The following is a 19,870-nucleotide window of genomic DNA, read 5'->3' on the forward strand; positions in this document are numbered from 1 at the left end:
ATCATTCGTCCTTATGTCCGGACATAGCGTTGACAGGGGGGTCAGGGGGCCGTTAGACCTTGAACAGCCGTCAGCGCCGCCGGTCGAAGGGATGTGCACGCCCATGCCCGAGCCGAAGTCCGAGCCGTACGACGTGATCACCATGGGCCGGATCGGTGTCGATCTCTACCCCCTGCAGATCGGTGTGCCGTTGGCCCGGGTCGAGACGTTCGGCAAGTTCCTCGGCGGCTCGCCCTCCAACGTCGCCGTCGCGGCGGCGCGGCTCGGCCGGCGGACCGCGGTGGTGACGCGCACCGGGCGGGACGCCTTCGGGGACTATCTGCGCCACCGGTTGAGGGAGTTCGGGGTGGACGACCGGTGGGCGACGCCCATCGACGCGTATCCGACGCCGATCACGTTCTGCGAGGTCTTCCCGCCCGACGACTTCCCGCTCTACTTCTACCGCCGCCCCAAGGCCCCGGACCTGGAGATCCGGACCGAGGAACTGGATCTCGACGCGATCCGGTCCGCGCGGGTCTTCTGGGCGACGGGATCCGGCCTGTGCGCCGAGCCGAGCCGCACCTCGACCCTCGCCGCGCTGCGCGCCCGCGGCCGGTCCGGCATCACCGTGTTCGATCTCGACTGGCGCCCGATGTTCTGGGGCGACGCCGCGGCGGATGCGGCCACTCCACCGGACGCGGCCGCCCGGCCGAACGAATTCGGCCGGGTGCCGGACGCTCACGGTCGGCCGTCGGACGCCTCCGACCAGGTGCCGGGCGTCTCCGCTCGGGTGCCGGACACCTCCGGCCGGGTGACGGATGCCGCCATCCGCTACCGCGAGGCCCTCGCACTCGCCACCGTCGCCGTCGGCAACCCCGACGAGTGCGCGATCGCGACCGGGGAAAGCGAACCGTACGCCGCCGCCCGCGCCCTGATCGCCGCCGGTGTCGAACTGGCCGTCGTCAAACGGGGCCCCGCGGGCGTGCTCGCCGTCCACCGCGACGGCACCGTCACCGACGTGCCCCCGCTGCCCGTCGAGGTCGTCAACGGCCTCGGCGCGGGCGACGCGTTCGGCGGGGCGCTCTGCCACGGGCTGCTCGCGGGCTGGGACGCCGCCCGCGTCATGCGGTACGCCAACGCGGCCGGGGCCATCGTCGCCTCCCGGCTCTCCTGCTCGTCCGCCATGCCGTTCCCGCACGAGGTCGAGGCGGTCCTGACCGAGGGGGCCGTCACCGCCCACCGCACCGGAGCCGCACCATGACGCGGTCACGCACCACCCCGTGCGTCGGGTCACGCACCGGCCCGAGCACCGGGCCGCACGTCGGCGAGCGACGGGCAGGGACGAGCAGGCAAGAGCAGGGAAGAGCAGGGAAGAGACATGACGACGGATGACGACGGCGAACCTCGCCACCACCTCGGAGCGGGCAGCACGGCGAGCGGCTCCTACACCCTCGACATCTCCCCGGAACGCGCCGGCTGGGACCGGTCCCGCCTGCGCGTGCTCGCATTGGAGCCGGGTGGAATCCACACGCTCGTCACCGGGGAGAGCGAGTGGATCGTCCTGCCATTGACCGGTGGCTGTACGGTGCATACCTCAGGTGAGATCTTTGAACTGCTGGGCCGGGAAAGCGTGTTCAGTGAGGTATCCGACTTCGCCTACCTACCGCGCGACGCCCACGCACAGATCGCCTCCGGCGCAGGAGGCCGCTTCGCCCTGGCAGGAGCGAAGTGCGAGCGACGACTCCCCGCTCGCTACGGCCCCGCGCCGGAGGTCCCCGTGGAGCTGCGCGGCTCCGGGAACTGCTCCCGGCAGGTCAACAACTTCGCCGCCGCCGACACGTTCGAGTGCGACCGGCTGATCGCCGTCGAGGTCCTCACGCCCGGCGGCAACTGGTCGTCGTACCCGCCGCACAAGCACGACGAGCACCGCCCCGGCGCCGAGTCCGTGCTGGAGGAGATCTACTACTTCGAGGTGGAGCGCGACGGCATCGGCTACCACCGGGTGTCGCCGTCCCGGCCCGGCGGTACGGACGTCCTCGCCGAGGTCCGCAGCGGCGACGCGGTCCTGATCCCCGACGGCTGGCACGGCCCGTCCATCGCCCCGCCCGGCCGCACGCTGTACTACCTCAACGTCATGGCGGGCCAGGGGGAGCGGGAGTGGCTGATCACCGACCACCCCGACCACGCGTGGATCCGCGACACCTGGTCCTCACAACCCGTGGACCCGAGACTTCCGCTGTACGGACCGGAGGCGGCCTCGTGAGCGCGTCAGCCACCCGCCGGCTCACCACCGCCCAGGCCCTGGTGACCTTCCTGACCCGGCAGTACACCGAGCGCGACGGCCGCCGGCAGCGGCTGATCAGCGCCACCTGGGGCATCTTCGGCCACGGCAACGTCGCCGGGATCGGTCAGGCGCTCGTCGAGTCCGGCCGGTCCATGCCGTACGTCCAGGGCCGCAACGAACAGGCCATGGTGCACGCCGCCGTCGGTTACGCCCGCCAGTCCGACCGGCTCTCCGCGCACGCCGTCACCACGTCCATCGGCCCCGGCGCCACCAACCTCGTCACCGGAGCCGCCCTCGCCACCATCAACCACCTCCCCGTCCTGCTCCTGCCCGGCGACATCTTCGCGACCCGGCCCGCCGACCCCGTGCTCCAGCAGCTCGAAGTCCCGTACGCGGGCGATGTCTCCGTCAACGACTGCCTGCGCCCCGTCTCCCGCTACTTCGACCGGATCACCCGCCCCGAGGCCCTGATCCCGGCCGCCCTCCAGGCCATGCGGACCCTCGCCGACCCGGCGGAGACCGGCGCGGTCACGCTGGCGCTGCCGCAGGACGTGCAGGCCCAGGCGCACGACTGGCCGGAGGAGTTCTTCGCCGAGCGCGTCTGGTACGTGCGCCGCCCCGCCCCCGACCCGTGCGAACTTCAGCGGGCGGTACGGGCCGTGCGCGGTGCCCGCAGGCCGTTGATCGTGGCGGGCGGCGGGGTGCGCCACAGCGGGGCCGGGGAGGCACTCGCCGCGTTCGCCTCCGCCACCCGCATCCCCGTCGCCTCCACCCAGGCGGGCAAGGGGTCCCTGCGCCACGACCACCCCGCCGACGTCGGCGGGATCGGCCACACCGGCACCGCGACCGCCGACGCGCTGGCCCGGGACGCGGACCTGGTGATCGGGGTCGGAACCCGTTACTCCGACTTCACCACCGCCTCCGCCACCCTCTTCCAGAACCCGGCGGTCCGCTTCCTCAACGTCAACATCACCGGCTTCGACGCGCACAAGCTCGGCGCCCTCACGCTCGTCGCCGACGCCCGTACCGCGCTGAAGGCGCTCGACGCGGAGCTCGCCGCGCATCACCATCGCGTCGACCCGGCCTACGAGACCCAGTACACCGAGGCCAAGGAGGAGTGGGAACGACGGGTGACGGCCGCGTTCACCGCCGACGACCCGCACGCCCGCCCCACCCAGGCCCAGGTCCTCGGCCTCCTCGACGCGCTCGTCACCGAGGACGACGTACTGATCAACGCGGCCGGTTCGCTCCCCGGTGACCTGCACAAGCTCTGGCGGGCCCGTTCCCCGCACCAGTACCACGTCGAGTACGGCTACTCCTGCATGGGCTACGAGATCCCGGCCGCGGTCGGGGTCCGGCTGGCCGCCCCCGACCGCCCCGTCTGGGCGCTCGTCGGCGACGGCACGTACCTGATGAACCCCACCGAGATCGTCACCGCCGTGCAGCAGGAGCTGCCCGTGAAGCTCGTCGTGCTCCAGAACCACGGCTACGCGTCCATCGGGGGCCTCTCCGAGACGGTCGGCGCCGAGCGCTTCGGCACCGCCTACCGGCGCCGCGCCGCCGACGGCACCTTCACCGGCCCGCCGCTGCCCGTCGACCTCGCGGCCAACGCGGCCTCGCTCGGCATGCGGGTGCTGCGTGCCAGGACCGTGCGCGACCTGCGCGAAGCCCTCGCCGAGGCGCGGGCCTCGGACGTTCCCACTTGTGTCTACGTCGAGACCGAAACGGCAGACACAGTGTCGGGCCCCCCTCCGGCGCAGGCGTGGTGGGATGTTCCCGTGGCCGAGACGGCCACCCGGCCGTCGGCCGTGAAAGCCCGCGAGACGTACGACCGGAATGCCGCCGCCCGACGCCATCACCTCTGAAGCGACGACCGCCGCTCGGTGCGCGGAGACCGCCCTTCCCGCAGGCACCGTCCAGCCGGCCGAAGACGCCACCGAACCCCATCGAACCCCCACCGAACGCCATCGAAGGAGCTCTGTCATGAAGACCGTCGACCACTGGATCGGTGGCAAGACCGTCGAGGGTGCGTCGGGCAACTACGGCCCGGTCACCGACCCGGCCACGGGCGAGGTCACCACCCGGGTCGCGCTCGCCTCCCCCGACGAGGTGGACGCCGCGGTCGCCGCCGCGAAGGAGGCCTACGCCACCTGGGGCACGTCCTCGCTGGCGACCCGCACCGCGATCCTGTTCCGTTACCGCGCGCTGCTCGACGCCCACCGCGGGGACATCGCCCGCCTGATCACCGCCGAGCACGGCAAGGTGCACTCGGACGCCCTGGGCGAGGTGGCCCGCGGTCTGGAGATCGTCGAGCTGGCCTGCGGCATCACGACCCAGCTCAAGGGCGAGCTGTCCACCCAGGTGTCCAGCCGGGTCGACGTCGCCGCGATCCGCCAGTCGCTCGGCGTCGTCGCCGGAATCACCCCGTTCAACTTCCCGGCCATGGTGCCGATGTGGATGTTCCCGCTCGCCGTCGCGTGCGGCAACACGTTCGTGCTCAAGCCCAGCGAGAAGGACCCGTCGGCCGCCAACCTGCTGGCCGAGCTGGCCGCCGAGGCCGGTCTCCCGGACGGTGTGCTGAACGTCCTGCACGGTGACAAGGTCGCCGTCGACGGTCTGCTGAACCACCCGGACGTGGCCGCGGTCTCCTTCGTGGGCTCCACCCCGATCGCCCGCTACATCCACGCCACCGCCTCCGCCAACGGCAAGCGCGTCCAGGCGCTCGGCGGGGCGAAGAACCACATGCTGGTGCTGCCGGACGCGGACCTCGACGCCGCCGCCGACGCCGCCGTCTCCGCCGCGTACGGCTCCGCCGGTGAGCGCTGCATGGCGATCTCCGCGGTCGTCGCGGTCGGCTCCGTCGGCGACGAACTCGTCGCCAAGATCAAGGAGCGCGCCGAGAAGATCAAGATCGGCCCGGGCGACGACCCGTCCTCCGAGATGGGCCCGCTGATCACCGCCGCCCACCGCGACAAGGTCGCCTCCTACGTCACGGGCGCGGCGGCCCAGGGAGCCGAGGTCGTCCTGGACGGCACCGGCTTCACCGTCGAGGGCTTCGAGAACGGCCACTGGATCGGCCTCTCCCTCCTCGACCACGTGTCCACCGACTCGGACGCGTACAAGGACGAGATCTTCGGCCCGGTGCTGTGCGTGCTGCGCGCGGAGACCTACGAGGAGGGCGTGGCCCTCATGAACGCCTCGCCGTTCGGCAACGGCACCGCGATCTTCACCCGTGACGGCGGCGCCGCCCGCCGCTTCCAGCTGGAGATCGAGGCCGGCATGGTCGGCGTCAACGTGCCGATCCCGGTGCCGGTGGGCTACCACTCCTTCGGTGGCTGGAAGGACTCCCTCTTCGGCGACCACCACATCTACGGCAACGACGGCGTGCACTTCTACACCCGCGGCAAGGTCGTCACCACCCGCTGGCCGGACCCGGCCGACGCACCGGCCGGTGTGGACCTGGGCTTCCCCCGCAACCACTGATCCCGCTGCCCCGCCCGCGGGCCCCGATCCACCGCCCCGACCCGACGGCCCGCCCGGACACACCCCCTCCGTGTCCGGGCGGGCCGTCGCCGCGTTCCGTGCCCGGGCGGGCCGTCGTCCTCTTCCGCGGTCGGGCGGACCACGGGCCCCGGGCGGACCGCATGGCGTCCCAGGGGCTCACATGCGCCGCAGCCCCAGGTACTGGAGCGCCCCCATGCCTGCCACGGTCAGCCCCTGGAACACGATCCAGCCGTTGCCGATCCCCGTCGCCGTCAGCGCGTCCACGAGCACGGTGACGACACTCGCCACGGCCCAGGCGGTGTTCAGGGCGATGACGAAGGCGACCGCGCCCCGGTGGAGCTCGGCCCGGCGGGAGACGGACAGCAGCCACGCCGCGTACACCGTGAGGAACACGCCCACCGCGTACTCCACCGGGCGCGGCACACCGAGGAACGAGTCCAGGACCGCGGCGAGCGCGAGATAGCCGATGCCGTTGGCGCCGGTGAGGACCACGTCCGCCATGAGGGCCGTCCGGAGCAGTCCGTCGGTGCGGGCGACGCCCGTCGTGCCCGCCGTGTCCTTCGTTCCCGGTGCCGGGGCCGTACTCGCGTTCCGGTACGCCATCACTGGGTCCTCCTGTCGTTGTCACGCGGTCTGTCGTGTCGTGCCCTCGGCGAAGGCGTGTGCCGCACGAGGAAGGTACGGACGCACGCGGCACCCGCTCAATTACCTCGGAGGTCATGTGCGTCAATGCGCCGCGCATTTCTCTTGTGACGGCGAGTGAAAAAGGGGCCTCTTGTGTGACGCGGGCCACGTGATATGTGCCACTCTTGTCCCGATTTGGGGCGTTTGCCGTGTGGGGTGGGTCATGTGGCGGCGGTCACTATGAGGCCGAGTAGTAGAAGGTACCGGATTCGCGTGCCCGCATTTCACCTGCTTCGCACGGAATTCTCGGATCATTTCCTCTGCCACGTACGATTCGTTTTAGTAAAAGGGTGTCGTTGACTTGCATTTCCTCCTCGCATAACAATTTTTGGCATCACCCCCGATCGAAGAGGAATTGCTGAATGCAGATCACTGCGATGCCCAAGAATTTCGCTCGTATGACCCGCACCAAGAAGGCTTCTCTGGGCGTGCTCGCGGCCGGTGCGGCGGTTGTCGCCGGTACCGTCGCCGGAGCCCCGGCCGCCTCGGCCGCCACGCCGGCCCAGGCTCCCGCCGCCCCCACCCAGGCGAGCGGCGGCAGCGTCGACGCCTGGATCAAGCAGGCGCTGGAGGTCATGCGGGCGAAGGGCATCCCGGGCTCGTACGAGGGAATCCACCGCAACCTGATGCGTGAGTCCGGCGGCAACCCGAACGCCATCAACAACTGGGACTCCAACGCGGCCAAGGGCATTCCGTCCAAGGGGCTGCTGCAGGTCATCGACCCGACGTTCAACGCCTACCACGTCAGCGGGACGGTCAAGAACGTCTACGACCCGGTGGCCAACATCACCGCCGCCGCGAACTACGCCGCCCACCGCTACGGCTCCATCGACAACGTCAACTCCGCCTACTGAGCGGGGAGGCCGAAGAACGACCGGGGCAGGGGAGCCGTCATGGCTCCCCTGCCCCGGCTTTCGGTGCCGACGCCGTCGGCACGGTGCAAATCGCTCGCGGCGCGCGTCCCGCCGATGCTGTGATGGGGTCATGACCGCCCCGATCACCCCGGCCGCTTCGGCCACCCCGATCCCCCCGGCCACGGCCGCTCCGGTCAGGCCGCAGCACGAGATCCGCGCCCTCTACACGGACACGACGATCACCGTCTACCAGGCGTACGCCCCGTTCATCGGACAACCGGCGGCGCGCGACGGGCGGTTCCCGGAGGTGTGGAAGCGCGACCGCATGACATGGATCAAGCCGAGCTTCCTGTGGATGATGTACCGCTGCGGCTGGGCCATGAAGGAGGGCCAGGAGACCGTTCTGGCCGTCGAGATCGACCGCGAGGGATTCGACTGGGCGCTGGCCCACTCCGAACTCTCCCACTACGTGCGCGGAGTTCACGCCGACCGTGCCGCCTGGCAGGACAGCCTGCGCCGGAGCCCGGCCCGCGTCCAGTGGGACCCGGAACGCGATCTGCGCCTGGACCGGCTCCCGTACCGTTCGCTGCAACTCGGCCTGTCCGGCGAGGCGTCGCGACGGTACGCGGACGAGTGGACCGTCTCGATCCGTGACGTCACGCCGCTGGCCCGGCGCATCCACGAACACGTGACGGCGGGGCGGCTCGACGAGGCGACGCAACTGCTGCCGAGGGAACTGCCCTACCCCGGGGCGACGGGCCGCACGGCCTCTTGAGTTCCACTTGAGTCCCGTGCTGCCGTTCGCCGGTGCGGGGGAGGGGCGGCTTTCCGCAGAACGACATCGTCTTCGGCGAACCGGCGGTGCTCTTCGGTGTCGTCCTTCTCGCCGCCGCCCTCCACCTCTGGAAACGCGGTGCCGACATCAACAGCGCCAACCGCGTCGACCGCGACGCCGGGCCCAGGGCGCGAGGGCCGGGGCCCGACCACGGTCCCCGGCACCGGCTCCGTGCTACGGCGCCTCGGGGGCCACCGCGTCGGCCCACCCCGTCACGGCCACCACCTCGTGTGCGAGATCCGTGACCTTCCGGCCGTCCGTCGCCACGCGCACCGTGTCCGCCGGTGCGTGTTCGTCCAGGAATCGGGCCCTGCGCACGCTGTTCGCCACCTCGCGGTCCAGTTCCGAGCCGATCTCCCTGCCCAGGAGCCGGCCGTACGTCGTGGTGTCGGTGGCGGTGAGCAGAACGCGGACGATCCGTACATGCGAGCCCATCGCGCGCTCGAACATCGCCGTCGACTCCGGCAGCACGCTCACCGTGTTGGTGTAGATGAGCCGCCGGTATCCGAGTTCCGCGAAGTTCGACCAGACCGCCGCCAGATTGCGCTCGGTGATTCCCGCCCGATGCGGATCGCCGGGCGGAGCCGGATGGACCTGCCCCATCAGATCGCCCTCCAGCACCGCGTGCGCCACCTCCGCCGCCCGCAACAGCGCCGACACCTCCCAGGCCACGGTCGACTTTCCCACGCCCGCGCGCCCGCCGATGAGCAATACCTCCGCCTGATTCATGTCGGCAGGGTGCCAGTTGGCGAAGGCCACCGCGAGACGCCCGTCCGTGTCGGGCGTCCCTTCGATTCCTCGCACCGGCACCTGCCGCGCATCCCCGGCACGCACCGCGTATCGCCCCACCCATGCGCGCGACCTCTTGCGACCAGGGCGTCGGGAGCCCGCTCCCTATTGCCCCCAGGTCGTTAGGGTCGGGAAGCATGGAGACCCCTGAAGCGCGAACGCCCCGTTGGCGGCTTCCGCTGTCCCGGGCCCGCCGGCGAGGGCGCGGGGGCGTGCGCGGCCGGTGGGCCGCGGGCCTCGCGGCGCTCGCCGTACTGGCCGCCGCCGGGACGTGGAACGCCATGGCCGACGACGGCACCCCCGCCGTGCACCGCCAGGACCGGACGATGCGTGTCGACGGGGTGTCCCTCGACACCTCGTACTTCACCACCGGCGGCACGGAACGCCGCCCGGCCGTACTGATCGGGCACGGGTTCGGCGGCAGCAAGGACGACGTACGGGCGCAGGCCGAGCGGCTGGCCGGTGCCGGGTACGCCGTGCTGACCTGGTCCGCCCGGGGGTTCGGGAAGTCGGGCGGGGAGATCTCGCTCAACGCCGCCGACCGTGAGGTCGAGGACGTCTCCCGCCTGATCGACTGGCTCGCGGACCGGCCCGAGGTGCGGCTGGACGCCGAGGGCGACCCGCGTGTCGGTGTCACCGGCGCCTCCTACGGCGGTGCGGTGTCGCTGCTCGCCGCCGGGTACGACCGGCGCGTCGACGCCGTCGCTCCGCAGATCACGTACTGGAACCTGGCCGACGCGCTCTTCCCCGACGGGGTCTTCAAGAAGCTGTGGGCCGGGATCTTCGTCACCATGGGCGGCGGCTGCCAGAAGTTCGAGAAGCGGATCTGCGCGATGTACGAACGGGTCGCCGTCACCGGGAAACCCGACGCCGCCGCGCGCGCACTGCTCACCGAACGGTCCCCGAGCGCCGTCGCCGACCGGATCGAAGTGCCCGCGCTCATCGTGCAGGGCCAGTCCGACTCCCTCTTCCCGCTCGGCCAGGCGGACGCCATGGCCCGTGCGATCCGCGCCAACGGCGCACCGGTCGCCGTCGACTGGATCGCGGGCGGGCACGACGGCGGCGACCTGGAGGCCGACCGGATCCACGGCCGGATCACCGACTGGTTCGACCGCTACCTCAAGGACGACACGAACGCCGACACCGGGCCCGCCTTCCGCGTCACCCGGACCGGAGGCGTCGACTCCACCGACGGCGTCGCCCGTACGCGCGGGGCGAGCAGCGCCACGTACCCGGGACTGGTCGGCGACGGGGAGAGGACGATCGGCCTCGGACGACGGACGCAGACGTTCCGCAACCCTGCCGGGGCCAACCCGCCCGGCATCTCCGCCGTACCGGGCGTCGGCGGCGGGCTGACCCGGCTGTCCTCGCTCGGTGTCGGCCTCTCCATGGACTTCCCCGGACAGTACGCGCGCTTCGACTCCGCGCCGCTGGACGGGCCCGTGCGCGTCACCGGCTCCCCGACCGTGCGGATGAACGTGAGGGCGGACCACGGCGACGCCGTGCTGTTCGGCAAGGTGTACGACGTATCGCCGGACGGCAGGCAGCAGGTGCTGCCCGCGCAGCTCGTCGCCCCCTTCCGGATCACCCCGGACCGGCAGGGCCGGGACGTGGAGCTGACCCTGCCCGCCATCGACCACCGGTTCGACGCGGGGCACCGGCTCCGGCTGGTCCTCTCCGCGACCGACCTCGGTTACGCCTCACCGGCCGAACCGGCGACGTACACCGCGACCACCACCGGACCGCTCACCGTCCCCACCACCCCCGCCCTGAGGACGACGGCGGCCGCGCTGCCCCGGTGGACCTGGGGGCTCCCGGCAGCCGCCGCGGTGATCGCCGCCCTGCTGCTCACCGCCCGCCGCACCTCTGGCTCAGGCGCCCGGCGTACCGCGCACCCGGCGCCCGGCGCCGCGCCCGACCCGGCGCTCGCCGCCGTCCCCCTCCATATCACCGGCCTCTCGAAGAGGTACGCCGAGTCGCCCGTCATTCCCCGAGCTCTCAACTTCGTTCGAGCAGGGGAGCCCCCATTCGCCGTGGAGGACCTGTCCTTCCAGGTCGAGAAGGGGCAGGTGCTCGGACTCCTCGGCCCCAACGGCGCGGGCAAGACCACCACCCTGCGCATGCTCATGGGCCTGATCACACCGGACGACGGCGAGATCCGCGTGTTCGGGCAGACCGTCCGGCCGGGCGCGCCCGTGCTGTCGCGCGTCGGGGCGTTCGTCGAGGGACCCGGATTCCTGCCGCACCTGTCCGGGCGCGCCAATCTGGAGCTGTACTGGGCGGCCACCGGCCGCCCCGCCGAGGACTCCCGCATCGACGAGGCCCTGGAGATCGCCGGGCTCGGCGACGCTTCCCCGCGTTCTCGACTTCGCTCGAACAGGGGAGACCCCATCGCCCGCGCCGTCCGCACGTACTCGCAGGGCATGCGGCAGCGGCTGGCCATCGCCCAGGCCATGCTCGGAATGCCCGACCTGCTCATCCTCGACGAACCGACGAACGGGCTCGACCCGCCCCAGATCCGCGAGATGCGCAATGTGATGATCCGGTACGCGGCCGGGGGCCGTACCGTCATCGTCTCCAGCCATCTCCTCTCCGAGGTCGAACAGTCCTGCACCCATCTCGTGGTCATGGACCGGGGCCGGCTCGTCCAGGCGGGCCCGGTCGCCGAGATCACCGGCTCCGGCGATGTGCTGCTGGTCACCGCCGCATGCGAACTGCCGGACTCCCTCGTGGAGAAGGTCGCCGCACTGCCGGGGATCGGCTCGGCCACGCGTACGGACGACGGGCGGGGACTGCTGGTACGCCTCGACGGGACCAGCACCACGACGTCCGGTCTGATCGCCGAACTGGTCCGGCTCGACGTGCCGTTGACCGGTGTCGGGCCGCACCGCCGCCTGGAGGACGCGTTCCTGACCCTGATTTCCGGAGGCTCCGCATGAGTGCCACAGGCGATGCCACAGAGACCGGCGCGACGATCGACGTGCCGGACGCGTCCGAAACATCCGGTGCATCCGGTGCATCCGGTGCATCCGGTGCATCCGGTGTGTCCGGTGCGCGGGGTGCCGGGGGCGGGGCGGGTGCGCCCGGCTACCGCGCCCGGCGCACCCTTCCGCTGCGCGTCGAGGCGGTGCGCCAACTGCGCAGGCGCCGCACGCTGTTCATGGGCGCGGTGCTGGCCCTGCTGCCGTTCGTCCTGATCGCCGCGTTCGCGATCGGCGGCACGCCGTCCTCGCGGGACGGCGGTGGCGGACGGATCACCCTGATGGACACCGCGACCGCGTCCGGCGCGAATTTCGCCGCGACCTGTCTGTTCGTGTCCGCGGGGTTCCTGCTCGTGATCCCGGTGGCACTGTTCTGCGGCGACACGGTGGCGTCCGAGGCCAGTTGGTCCTCGCTGCGCTATCTGCTGGCGGCGCCCGTGCCCCGGGCCAGGCTGCTGTGGAGCAAGCTCGTCGTGGCCCTCGGCTTCAGCCTGGCCGCGATGGTGCTGCTGCCGCTCGTCGCGCTGGCCGCGGGAACCGTCGCGTACGGGTGGGGGCCGCTCCAGCTCCCCACCGGCGGCGCGCTCGACGCCACGACGGCGATGTCACGGCTGACGCTCGCCGTCGCGTTCGTCTTCGTGTCCCAACTGGTCACCGCCGGGCTGGCGTTCTGGCTTTCGACGAGGACCGACGCCCCGCTGGGCGCCGTCGGCGGGGCGGTCGGGCTGACGATCGTCGGCAATGTGCTGGACGCCGTCACCGCACTCGGTTCCTGGCGCGAATTCCTGCCCGCGCACTGGCAATTCGCGTGGGCGGACGCGCTCCATCCCGAACTGGAATGGGGCGGCATGCTGAAGGGGACGTCGGTCTCGGTGGCCTACGCGCTGGTCCTGTTCGCGCTCGCGTTCAGGGGGTTCGGCCGCAAGGACGTGGTGTCCTGAGCCCTCGCCGGTACCGCAACAGGGTTCGGGAGCCGGAACCCGGCATCGGAAGCCGGGATCGGGAGCCGGGAACATCCCGTTGAACAAGGCGCTCGCGGAATCCGAGGGCGACGGCGACGACGGGGCGGCCCGCGCGGCGTTCGCGGCCTGCTGGAAAGGCCTCCACCGCATCCGGACCGCACTCTCCCTCGCGGCGTTCGTCCTACTGTCCGCGATGGCCGTTCCGCCTTTTCGGACGGCCGTTCTGTGGGCGAGGTGCTGCGTACGGGTGGAGGAGCTGTGACGGTCACGGCGGGCCGGGCAACCAACGCGTCCGACCGCCCGTCCGAGTTGGTGGAGTGCCGGTATTCACATCCGATATTCACGCCGAACAAAGGAATTCACGTGACATCCCGCGTCCTCGGAACCGCCGCCGTTCTCGGAACCACCGTCGTCCTCGCCGTCACGGCTGCGGCAGCCGCGACCACCGCGACCGCCGCACCTGCCGCACCCGTCGCATCCGCGCCCGGCGGGTCCGCCCCCGCCCAACCGCCGGGGCGGAACGACTTCAACGGGGACGGCTACCCGGACGTGGCGTTCACCGCGCCCGGTGCCACCGTCGACGGCAAGGCCGGGGCCGGTTACGTGGGCGTGGTGTACGGATCCGCGAGCGGTCCGACGACCTCCACCAAGCAGGTCCTCACCCAGAACTCGCCCGGCGTCCCGGACGGGGCCGAGGCCGGTGACGCGTTCGGCAGTTCGCTGGTCTCCGCCGACCTGGACCGGGACGGGTACGACGACCTCGTGATCGGCACGCCCGGGGAGTCGGCCGGCACCACGAAGGAGGCCGGCTCGCTCACCGTGATCTGGGGCGGCGCGCGGGGTCTGTCCGGCGGTGCCACGCTGCTGACCGGCGACGAGCAGTATCAGGGGATGGGCACCAGGGCCGCCGTGGGCGACTTCGACGGCGACGGGGCCGTCGACGTCGTCACTCTCGGAAGGGGACAGGGCGACACGCACGTCCTGTCCGGCCCGTTCGGGCGCGACGGCAGTCCGGCGGCCCCCGTCAGGGTGATCCGCGACATGGACGACCTGCGCTACCTCGACATCACCGCGGGCGACTTCGACGGCGACGGCCGCGACGACCTGGCCGCCGTGGTCCACGACGGCGACGAATACGACGCCCGGCGCATCCTGATCCGCAGCGGCGGTGCCACCGGCCCGAGCGAGGAGTACACCGTCGTCAACCGCGCGGACGGCTTCCGTCTCCAGGGCGGCGAGACCATCACTGCGGGCCGAGTGAACGGCGATACGTACGCCGACCTCGTCGTGGGCCGCCCGGTCGACGGCCACGACAGCGACGTGGACCTCCCGCTCGCCAAGGGCGGCATGATCACCTACGTGCCGGGCGGTCCCACCGGCCCGCGGGGGGACCGGGCCCAGGTCCTCAACCAGGACAGCCCCGGCGTCCCGGGCGCCGCCGAACGGTCCGACGGATTCGGGGCCTCCGTCTCCGTCGGGGACGCCAACGGCGACGGCTACGGCGACATCGCCGTCGGCGTACCCGGTGAGGACCTGGGCACGACGAAGAACGCGGGCTCGGTCCTGGTCCTCCCCGGCACCGCGTCCGGCCCCACCGGCAAGGGCACGGTGGGCTTCAACCAGGACGCGGCGGACGTTCCCGGCGTCGCCGAGCCGGACGACCGCTTCGGCGCCGCCGCGACCCTGGTCGACGCCAACCGCGACGGCCGCGCGGAACTGCTTGTCGGCGCCCCCGGCGAGAACGCCGACGCGGGCTCCCTCTGGGTCTTTCCGACCACGGCCTCCGGCCCGACCGCCAAGGGGTCGTTCACCTTCGGCCACGGGACGCTGGGCACCACCCCGACGAAAGCGGGGCTCGGCTCGTCGTTCAACCGCTGACCGACCGCCCGTCGACGTGACCGGCCCCGTCCCCTGGATGCGACCGGTCCCGCCACTCCTCGGCGGGACCGGTCACGTATCGAGATCAGGCCTTCTTGACCACGATCAGGCCTTCTTGACCACGCCGGACTTGAGCTGCATGGCCCCGAACCCGTCGACGACCGTGCGCGGACGGTAGCCGCACTGCTGCTGGACGATCCTGCCGACTCACGCACGCTGGACGCGCTCGCGCGTGCGGTCGGAACCAGCCGCCGGACTCTGAGCCGGCTCTTCGTCCAGGACACCGGGATGAGCTTCGACCACTGGCGCACCCTGCTGAGACTGTGCGCCGCCCTGCCGCCGCTCGCCGACGGCCGATCGGCCGCCCAAGTGGCCCATGCCGTCGGCTATGCGCCCCAGCGCCTTCCTCGCCGCCTTCCGCCGTGCCATCGGCATCACGCCCCGGCGCGGATCACCGCCGGGCCGCTTTCGGGCCGAATGGTCGCCGGGGCCTGCCAGGGCCGTCCACAACCGGTTTCAGCCGTATGTTTTCAGCCACCCGTGGCTCGTGCCCCGCCGGCCCCGTCCCCGACCGAAAATCGCTCCTGACCGACAAAAAAAAGACCCCCCCGAAGGAGGGTCTCGCGCTGTGCGCCCCCGGCAGGACTCGAACCTGCGGCCAAGTGCTTAGAAGGCACCTGCTCTATCCACTGAGCTACGGGGGCCGGTGGTGGCCTCGGTGGCCTGGAGCCCTGGGCCGGGCCGGTCAGTGACCTGCCGGAACAAGGATAGGGCCCCGATCGCCTCGTACCGGTTGCTTCACCTGCGTGGCACGATGTGGAGGTTCGGTGAAGCGAACCGATAATCGCAGGTGGACCGGATTTGCGCATCGCTTTTTACGCCTCGCGCCCCGGGTGTTGTGCACTCGTTATGCCTGCGCCCCACTCGCCCCCTCTGCCCTGACTTGTAATTCTGTGGAGGAACCGGCGCGCAGGGGTCGCTATACGCTTCAAAAAGGCTCCAAAATTGGGCATTCTTCGCATGTGGTGACCTTGGACGTACGGCCTCAGCTCATCGACGCACTCTCCGCCCTGCGCGACCGTGTCGCCGCCGTGCGTCTTCCGCTTCCGCTGCCGGGGGCCGCTCGTGCCCGCCGGACCCGGAGCGAGTTGCTGGCCCAGCTCGACGACTATCTGCTGCCCCGGCTCAAGGATCCCGAAGCGCCCCTGCTCGCCGTGATCGGAGGGTCCACCGGGGCCGGGAAGTCGACCTTGGTCAATTCGCTGGTGGGGCGGCTGGTCAGCGAGGCCGGGGTGCTGCGGCCGACCACGCGCACGCCCGTGCTCGTCTGCCACCCGGACGATCACCACTGGTTCGCGGGGACCCGCGTGCTGCCACAGCTCACCAGGGTCTGGCTGCCGCCCCAGGAGGCGCGGAGCATCGGCGGACGCGAACGTCTCGGCGGACTCGGCGGTCTCGGCGGGGCCGACGACCTCGACGGGTTCGACGACGAGGATGACGAGGAGGACGGGACCACGCTGCGTGTCGAGACCGCCACCGGGCTGCCGCGCGGGCTGGCGCTGCTCGACGCGCCCGACATCGACTCGCTCGTCGTACGGAACAGGGTGCTGGCCGCCGAGTTGCTCTGCGCCGCGGACGTGTGGGTGATGGTCACCACGGCCTCGCGCTACGCGGACGCGGTGCCCTGGCATCTGTTGCGGACCGCCAAGGAGTACGACGCCGCGCTCGTCACCGTCCTCGACCGGGTGCCGCACCAGGTGATCGCCGAGGTGTCGCGGCAGTACGGGGCGCTGCTCACCCGGGCGGGCCTCGGCGAGGTGCCGCGCTTCACCATCCCGGAACTGCCCGAATCGGCGGGCGGCGGCAGCGGGCTGCTGCCCACCACCGCCGTCGCCCCGCTCCGGGCCTGGCTCAGCCACCGCGCCCAGGACCCGGCGGCCCGCCGGCAGGCTGTCGGGCGTACCGCGGCCGGGGTCATCGCCTCGCTGGACGTACGGCTGCCCGCGCTGGCCGGGGCCGTCGCGGCACAGTACGCGGCGGCGGTACGACTGACCGCGGTCGTCGAGGACGCGTACCGCGCCGAGGCGGACCGGGTCGAACGACGGCTGCGCAACGGCGGCGTGCTCGCCGGGGAGGCCCGCACCCGGTGGCGCGGATACCCCCTGTACAGCACCTCCGAGGAACTCCTCGAATCGCTGGTGGAAAGCCTCGGCGCGCTTCTGCGGTGCGCCGTCGCCGCCGCCGACGAACAGATCCGCACGGCCTGGCTGCGCGAACCCGCGGCCGGGGCGTTCGGCCACGGGGACGCCGACCGGGCGGCCGGGGGGTGGGGGCCGGCCGAGGACGTCGAGGGCCGGATCGCCGTGGCCGTACGGCGGTGGTGGCGCGTGCTGGAGGAACTGGCGGAGGAGGAGGTGCGCCGGCTCGAACGCAGCACCGCACCCGACGCCGAGACGGTGGCGGTGCTCCTGGCCGCCGCCCTCCTCGGCGGTCGGCGCACCAGAGCCGCCGGGGAGCGGCTCGCCGAGCGGATCGGAGCCCAGGGCGCACTGCGGCTGCGCGACAGGGGCAGCGCACTGCTCACCGACTGCCTCGGCCGGGTGCTCGACGGGGAACGCGACCGGCGGCTCGCGCCGCTCGATGCCCTCGATGTCGCCCCGGACCCACAGGCCGAACTCATCGCCGCGCTGTCCGTACTGCAGAAGGAGAGGTGGCAGCGTTGACTGCCGTCATCGACGAGGGGGCGAGCCGGGGCGCCGGTACCGTGTCTCCCGACGACCACGAGCGTTCTCACCCTGACCGTTCTTGTCCCGGCCGTCCCCGTCCCGACCGTTCTCATGACGCGGATCCTGATCGGGAGCGCCCGTACGGCGACCAGGACCAGCCGGGCGGCGACCAGGACCGGTCGAGTCCGGGCCGTCCGGTCGAGGGGCGCGTGGACGCCCCGGAGGCGACGGCGGGCTGGAACGACGGGCTCATCGCCCGGCGCGCGGTCGTCAGGACGGTGTCCGACGAGCTCGGCACCGGCCCGGACGACGGCATGCGGGCACCTCAGGTCGAGGCGTACGTACCGTCCGGCGGGACGCTGCGGCCACGGCTCGACGCGCTGCGCGAACTCGTCGGCCTGTCCAGGGCCCGGATCGACGCGGACGCCCTCGCCGAAGCGGGGCGGGTGCTCGACGAGGCGGCGGCCCGGCGTCGGCTCTCCTCCCGGCACACGGTCGTCGCCGTGGCGGGGGCGAGTGGCAGCGGCAAGTCGACCCTGTTCAACGCGCTCGCGGGCGCCCAGATCTCCGAAACCGGGCTGCGCAGGCCGACCACCTCCGCCCCCCTTGCCTGCTCCTGGACCGACGGGGCCGCCGGACTGCTCGACCGGCTCGCCATTCCCGGCCGGCTCAGGCGGCGCCCGCAACAGGGCGCCGCGGGCGCGGACGAGTCGCTTCAGGGACTCGTCCTCGTCGACCTGCCCGACCACGACTCCGCAGCGGCCGGGCACCGCGAACAGGCCGACCGGGTGCTTGCCCTGGTCGACGCGGTGATCTGGGTGGTCGATCCGGAGAAGTACGCGGACGCGGCCCTGCACGAGCGCTATCTGCGGCCGCTCGCCGGGCACGCCGAGGTCACCTTCGTGGTCCTCAACCAGATCGACCGGCTGCCCGGCGACGCCGCCGATCAGGTCCTCGACGATCTGCGCCGGCTGCTGGACGAGGACGGCATGGCACTGGGCGAACACGGTGAACCGGGTGCCACCGTCATGCCCCTGTCCGCGCTCACCGGCGAGGGCGTGGGCGAACTGCGTGACCTGCTCGGCCGGTTCGTCCAGGAGCGCAGGGCGGCGGCGCTCCGCCTCTCCGCGGACCTGGACGCCGCCGCGGCCAGACTCCGTCCGCTGTATGTCGCCGAGGGACGGACCGGTCTCGGGGAACGCGCGCGGGAGGAGTTCGCCGACCGGCTCGCGGAGGCCGTCGGGGCGGCAGCGGCGGGCCAGGCGGCCGAGCGGGAGTGGCGCGGGAACGCGGGGCGGGCATGCGGCACGCCGTGGCTGCGGCTGTGGCGCCGGTACGAGTCCACGCGGCGGCCGGGACGTCCGGAGCGCCCGGAGGGGCCCGTCCCGCCGGAGGAGCGGTTCACCGCCCGGCAGGGTGTCGAGCAGGCGGTACGGATCCTGGCGGACGAGGCCGCCCGCGGGCTTCCGGCCCCCTGGGCACAGGCGGTACGCGAGGCGGCGGTGACCGGCGCGCAGGGTCTGCCGGAGGCGCTGGACGAACTGGTCACGAGTGTCGCGAGTGTCACGGGCGTTACGAGCATTACGAGCGTCACGGGGGAGGAGAGGCTGGGCGGCTCTGGTGGCGTGGCCGGGGTGGATGGTACGGACGGTGCGGGCCGCGTCGATGGGGGTGGCGGCGATGGAGGTGGCGGCGATGGAGGTGGTTCGGCTGAATCTGCTGGTCCGGGTGATCCGTCGGACGGTGCGAGCGGGGGCGGCCGTGTGGGTGAGGGGAGAAGTACGGATGGTGCAGGCGGTGCGGGGCGTGCAGGTGGTTCGGCGGGGGTGCTGAGAGCCGCGATGACGAGGGCGGCCGGAGTCCTCGGCGGGTCCGGCGCCGGGCACGGTGGTCGCGCGGGGGCGGACGGGACTTTCGAAACACGCCCTAGGCCGCCACGGCCCGGATGGTGGCCCGCCGCCGTGCTGGCGCAGGTGTCCATGACGCTGTTGCAGGTCTTCGGCGTTCTCTGGCTGATGGGCCGGATCGCCGGTGTGCTCGACCCGGGATTCCTCGCACCCGCCCTGGTGACGCTGGCGGGTGTCGTCGGGGGGCCGCTGGTGGAGTGGTCGTGCGCGGCCGCCGCGCGGGGACCCGCGCGGCGGTACGGGCAGGAGGCCGAGCGGCGGTTGCGGGAGGCGGCGGCGGCCTGCGGGCGGGCGAGGGTGCTCGACCCGGTGGCGGCGGAGCTCGTGCGGTACCGCGAGGTGCGGGAGCGATACGTGGCGGTGACGGAGTTTTCCACAACTGTTCGGTAGTCCACAGGCGTCAGCGGGATTTCCGCCTCTCCTTCAACCTGGGATCTGTGACCGCCCGGACGCGGTCGCCGGAGCCGACGGCCCACGACCGGTGGTC

14 protein-coding genes, 1 tRNA gene and 1 pseudogene are annotated in these 19,870 nt (G+C 72.3%); 13 read left to right on the forward strand and 3 right to left on the reverse strand.

The window, feature by feature from the left end; translation table 11 throughout:
* The first annotated feature begins 103 nt into the window (after positions 1–103).
* The 4 genes from iolC (at position 104) to mmsA (ending at position 5,746) form a co-directional block, all read left to right on the forward strand.
* Entirely contained in the window at positions 104–1,240 is a 1,137-nt protein-coding gene (gene iolC / locus ACFYXM_RS29435; protein ID WP_389293869.1) for a 5-dehydro-2-deoxygluconokinase, read from the forward strand.
* A 117-nt stretch (positions 1,241–1,357) separates the two neighbouring features.
* The gene (gene iolB, locus ACFYXM_RS29440) at positions 1,358–2,242 is read left to right on the forward strand and encodes a 5-deoxy-glucuronate isomerase (protein ID WP_389293871.1); all 885 of its coding nucleotides are present in this window, start codon (positions 1,358–1,360) and stop codon (positions 2,240–2,242) included.
* On the forward strand, positions 2,239–4,128 hold the full coding sequence (iolD, locus tag ACFYXM_RS29445; protein WP_389293873.1) for a 3D-(3,5/4)-trihydroxycyclohexane-1,2-dione acylhydrolase (decyclizing): 1,890 nt from the start codon (positions 2,239–2,241) through the stop codon (positions 4,126–4,128). Before iolB ends, iolD begins: the two co-directional genes overlap by 4 nt.
* A gap of 118 nt (positions 4,129–4,246) precedes the next feature.
* Positions 4,247–5,746 carry a CoA-acylating methylmalonate-semialdehyde dehydrogenase gene (gene mmsA, locus ACFYXM_RS29450; RefSeq protein ID WP_389293875.1) on the forward strand — a complete coding sequence of 500 codons (1,500 nt, stop codon included), beginning with the start codon at positions 4,247–4,249 and terminating at the stop codon, positions 5,744–5,746.
* A 177-nt stretch (positions 5,747–5,923) separates the two neighbouring features.
* Here mmsA and ACFYXM_RS29455 read toward each other — a convergent pair whose 3' ends face one another.
* On the reverse strand, positions 5,924–6,370 hold the full coding sequence (locus ACFYXM_RS29455) for a hypothetical protein (protein ID WP_389293877.1): 447 nt from the start codon (positions 6,368–6,370) through the stop codon (positions 5,924–5,926).
* 443 nt (positions 6,371–6,813) lie between these two features.
* Here ACFYXM_RS29455 and ACFYXM_RS29460 point away from each other — a divergent pair, with 443 nt between their 5' ends.
* Both ACFYXM_RS29460 and ACFYXM_RS29465 read left to right on the forward strand, forming a co-directional pair.
* Positions 6,814–7,305 carry a transglycosylase SLT domain-containing protein gene (locus ACFYXM_RS29460; protein ID WP_389293878.1) on the forward strand — a complete coding sequence of 164 codons (492 nt, stop codon included), beginning with the start codon at positions 6,814–6,816 and terminating at the stop codon, positions 7,303–7,305.
* Positions 7,306–7,435: 130 nt separating this feature from the next.
* Positions 7,436–8,080 (forward strand): DUF4291 domain-containing protein, encoded by a 645-nt coding sequence (locus tag ACFYXM_RS29465; protein ID WP_389293880.1) that lies wholly within the window; start codon positions 7,436–7,438, stop codon positions 8,078–8,080.
* A gap of 234 nt (positions 8,081–8,314) precedes the next feature.
* Here the strand turns inward: ACFYXM_RS29465 and ACFYXM_RS29470 are convergent, their stop codons facing one another.
* On the reverse strand, positions 8,315–8,869 hold the full coding sequence (locus ACFYXM_RS29470) for a hypothetical protein (RefSeq protein ID WP_389293881.1): 555 nt from the start codon (positions 8,867–8,869) through the stop codon (positions 8,315–8,317).
* 197 nt (positions 8,870–9,066) lie between these two features.
* On the opposite strand from ACFYXM_RS29470, the gene ACFYXM_RS29475 reads away from it, so the two are divergent.
* From ACFYXM_RS29475 to ACFYXM_RS29495, 5 genes and pseudogenes are all read left to right on the forward strand, one after another.
* Complete coding sequence (locus ACFYXM_RS29475; protein WP_389293883.1) at positions 9,067–11,868, forward strand: alpha/beta fold hydrolase; 2,802 nt, start codon at positions 9,067–9,069, stop codon at positions 11,866–11,868.
* 104 nt (positions 11,869–11,972) lie between these two features.
* Entirely contained in the window at positions 11,973–12,851 is an 879-nt protein-coding gene (locus ACFYXM_RS29480; protein WP_389293884.1) for an ABC transporter permease, read from the forward strand.
* 79 nt (positions 12,852–12,930) lie between these two features.
* Positions 12,931–13,134, forward strand: coding sequence for a hypothetical protein (locus ACFYXM_RS29485; RefSeq protein ID WP_389293886.1), 204 nt, complete (start codon positions 12,931–12,933; stop codon positions 13,132–13,134).
* A gap of 101 nt (positions 13,135–13,235) precedes the next feature.
* Complete coding sequence (locus ACFYXM_RS29490) at positions 13,236–14,750, forward strand: FG-GAP repeat protein (RefSeq protein ID WP_389293887.1); 1,515 nt, start codon at positions 13,236–13,238, stop codon at positions 14,748–14,750.
* Positions 14,751–14,894: 144 nt separating this feature from the next.
* Positions 14,895–15,198, forward strand: a pseudogene (locus ACFYXM_RS29495) (helix-turn-helix transcriptional regulator); the annotation flags it as partial.
* A 183-nt stretch (positions 15,199–15,381) separates the two neighbouring features.
* Here ACFYXM_RS29495 and ACFYXM_RS29500 read toward each other — a convergent pair.
* Positions 15,382–15,454: transfer RNA gene (locus tag ACFYXM_RS29500), tRNA-Arg, on the reverse strand.
* 327 nt (positions 15,455–15,781) lie between these two features.
* On the opposite strand from ACFYXM_RS29500, the gene ACFYXM_RS29505 reads away from it, so the two are divergent.
* Together ACFYXM_RS29505 and ACFYXM_RS29510 are read left to right on the forward strand one after the other, a co-directional pair.
* The gene (locus ACFYXM_RS29505) at positions 15,782–17,473 is read left to right on the forward strand and encodes an ATP-binding protein (protein ID WP_389293912.1); all 1,692 of its coding nucleotides are present in this window, start codon (positions 15,782–15,784) and stop codon (positions 17,471–17,473) included.
* On the forward strand, positions 17,470–19,773 hold the full coding sequence (locus ACFYXM_RS29510) for a GTPase (protein ID WP_389293913.1): 2,304 nt from the start codon (positions 17,470–17,472) through the stop codon (positions 19,771–19,773). The genes ACFYXM_RS29505 and ACFYXM_RS29510 overlap by 4 nt, the downstream gene beginning before the upstream one ends.
* The last annotated feature ends 97 nt before the right edge of the window (positions 19,774–19,870 follow it).

This window comes from Streptomyces sp. NPDC002476, assembly GCF_042889785.1.
GTDB lineage: Bacteria > Actinomycetota > Actinomycetes > Streptomycetales > Streptomycetaceae > Streptomyces.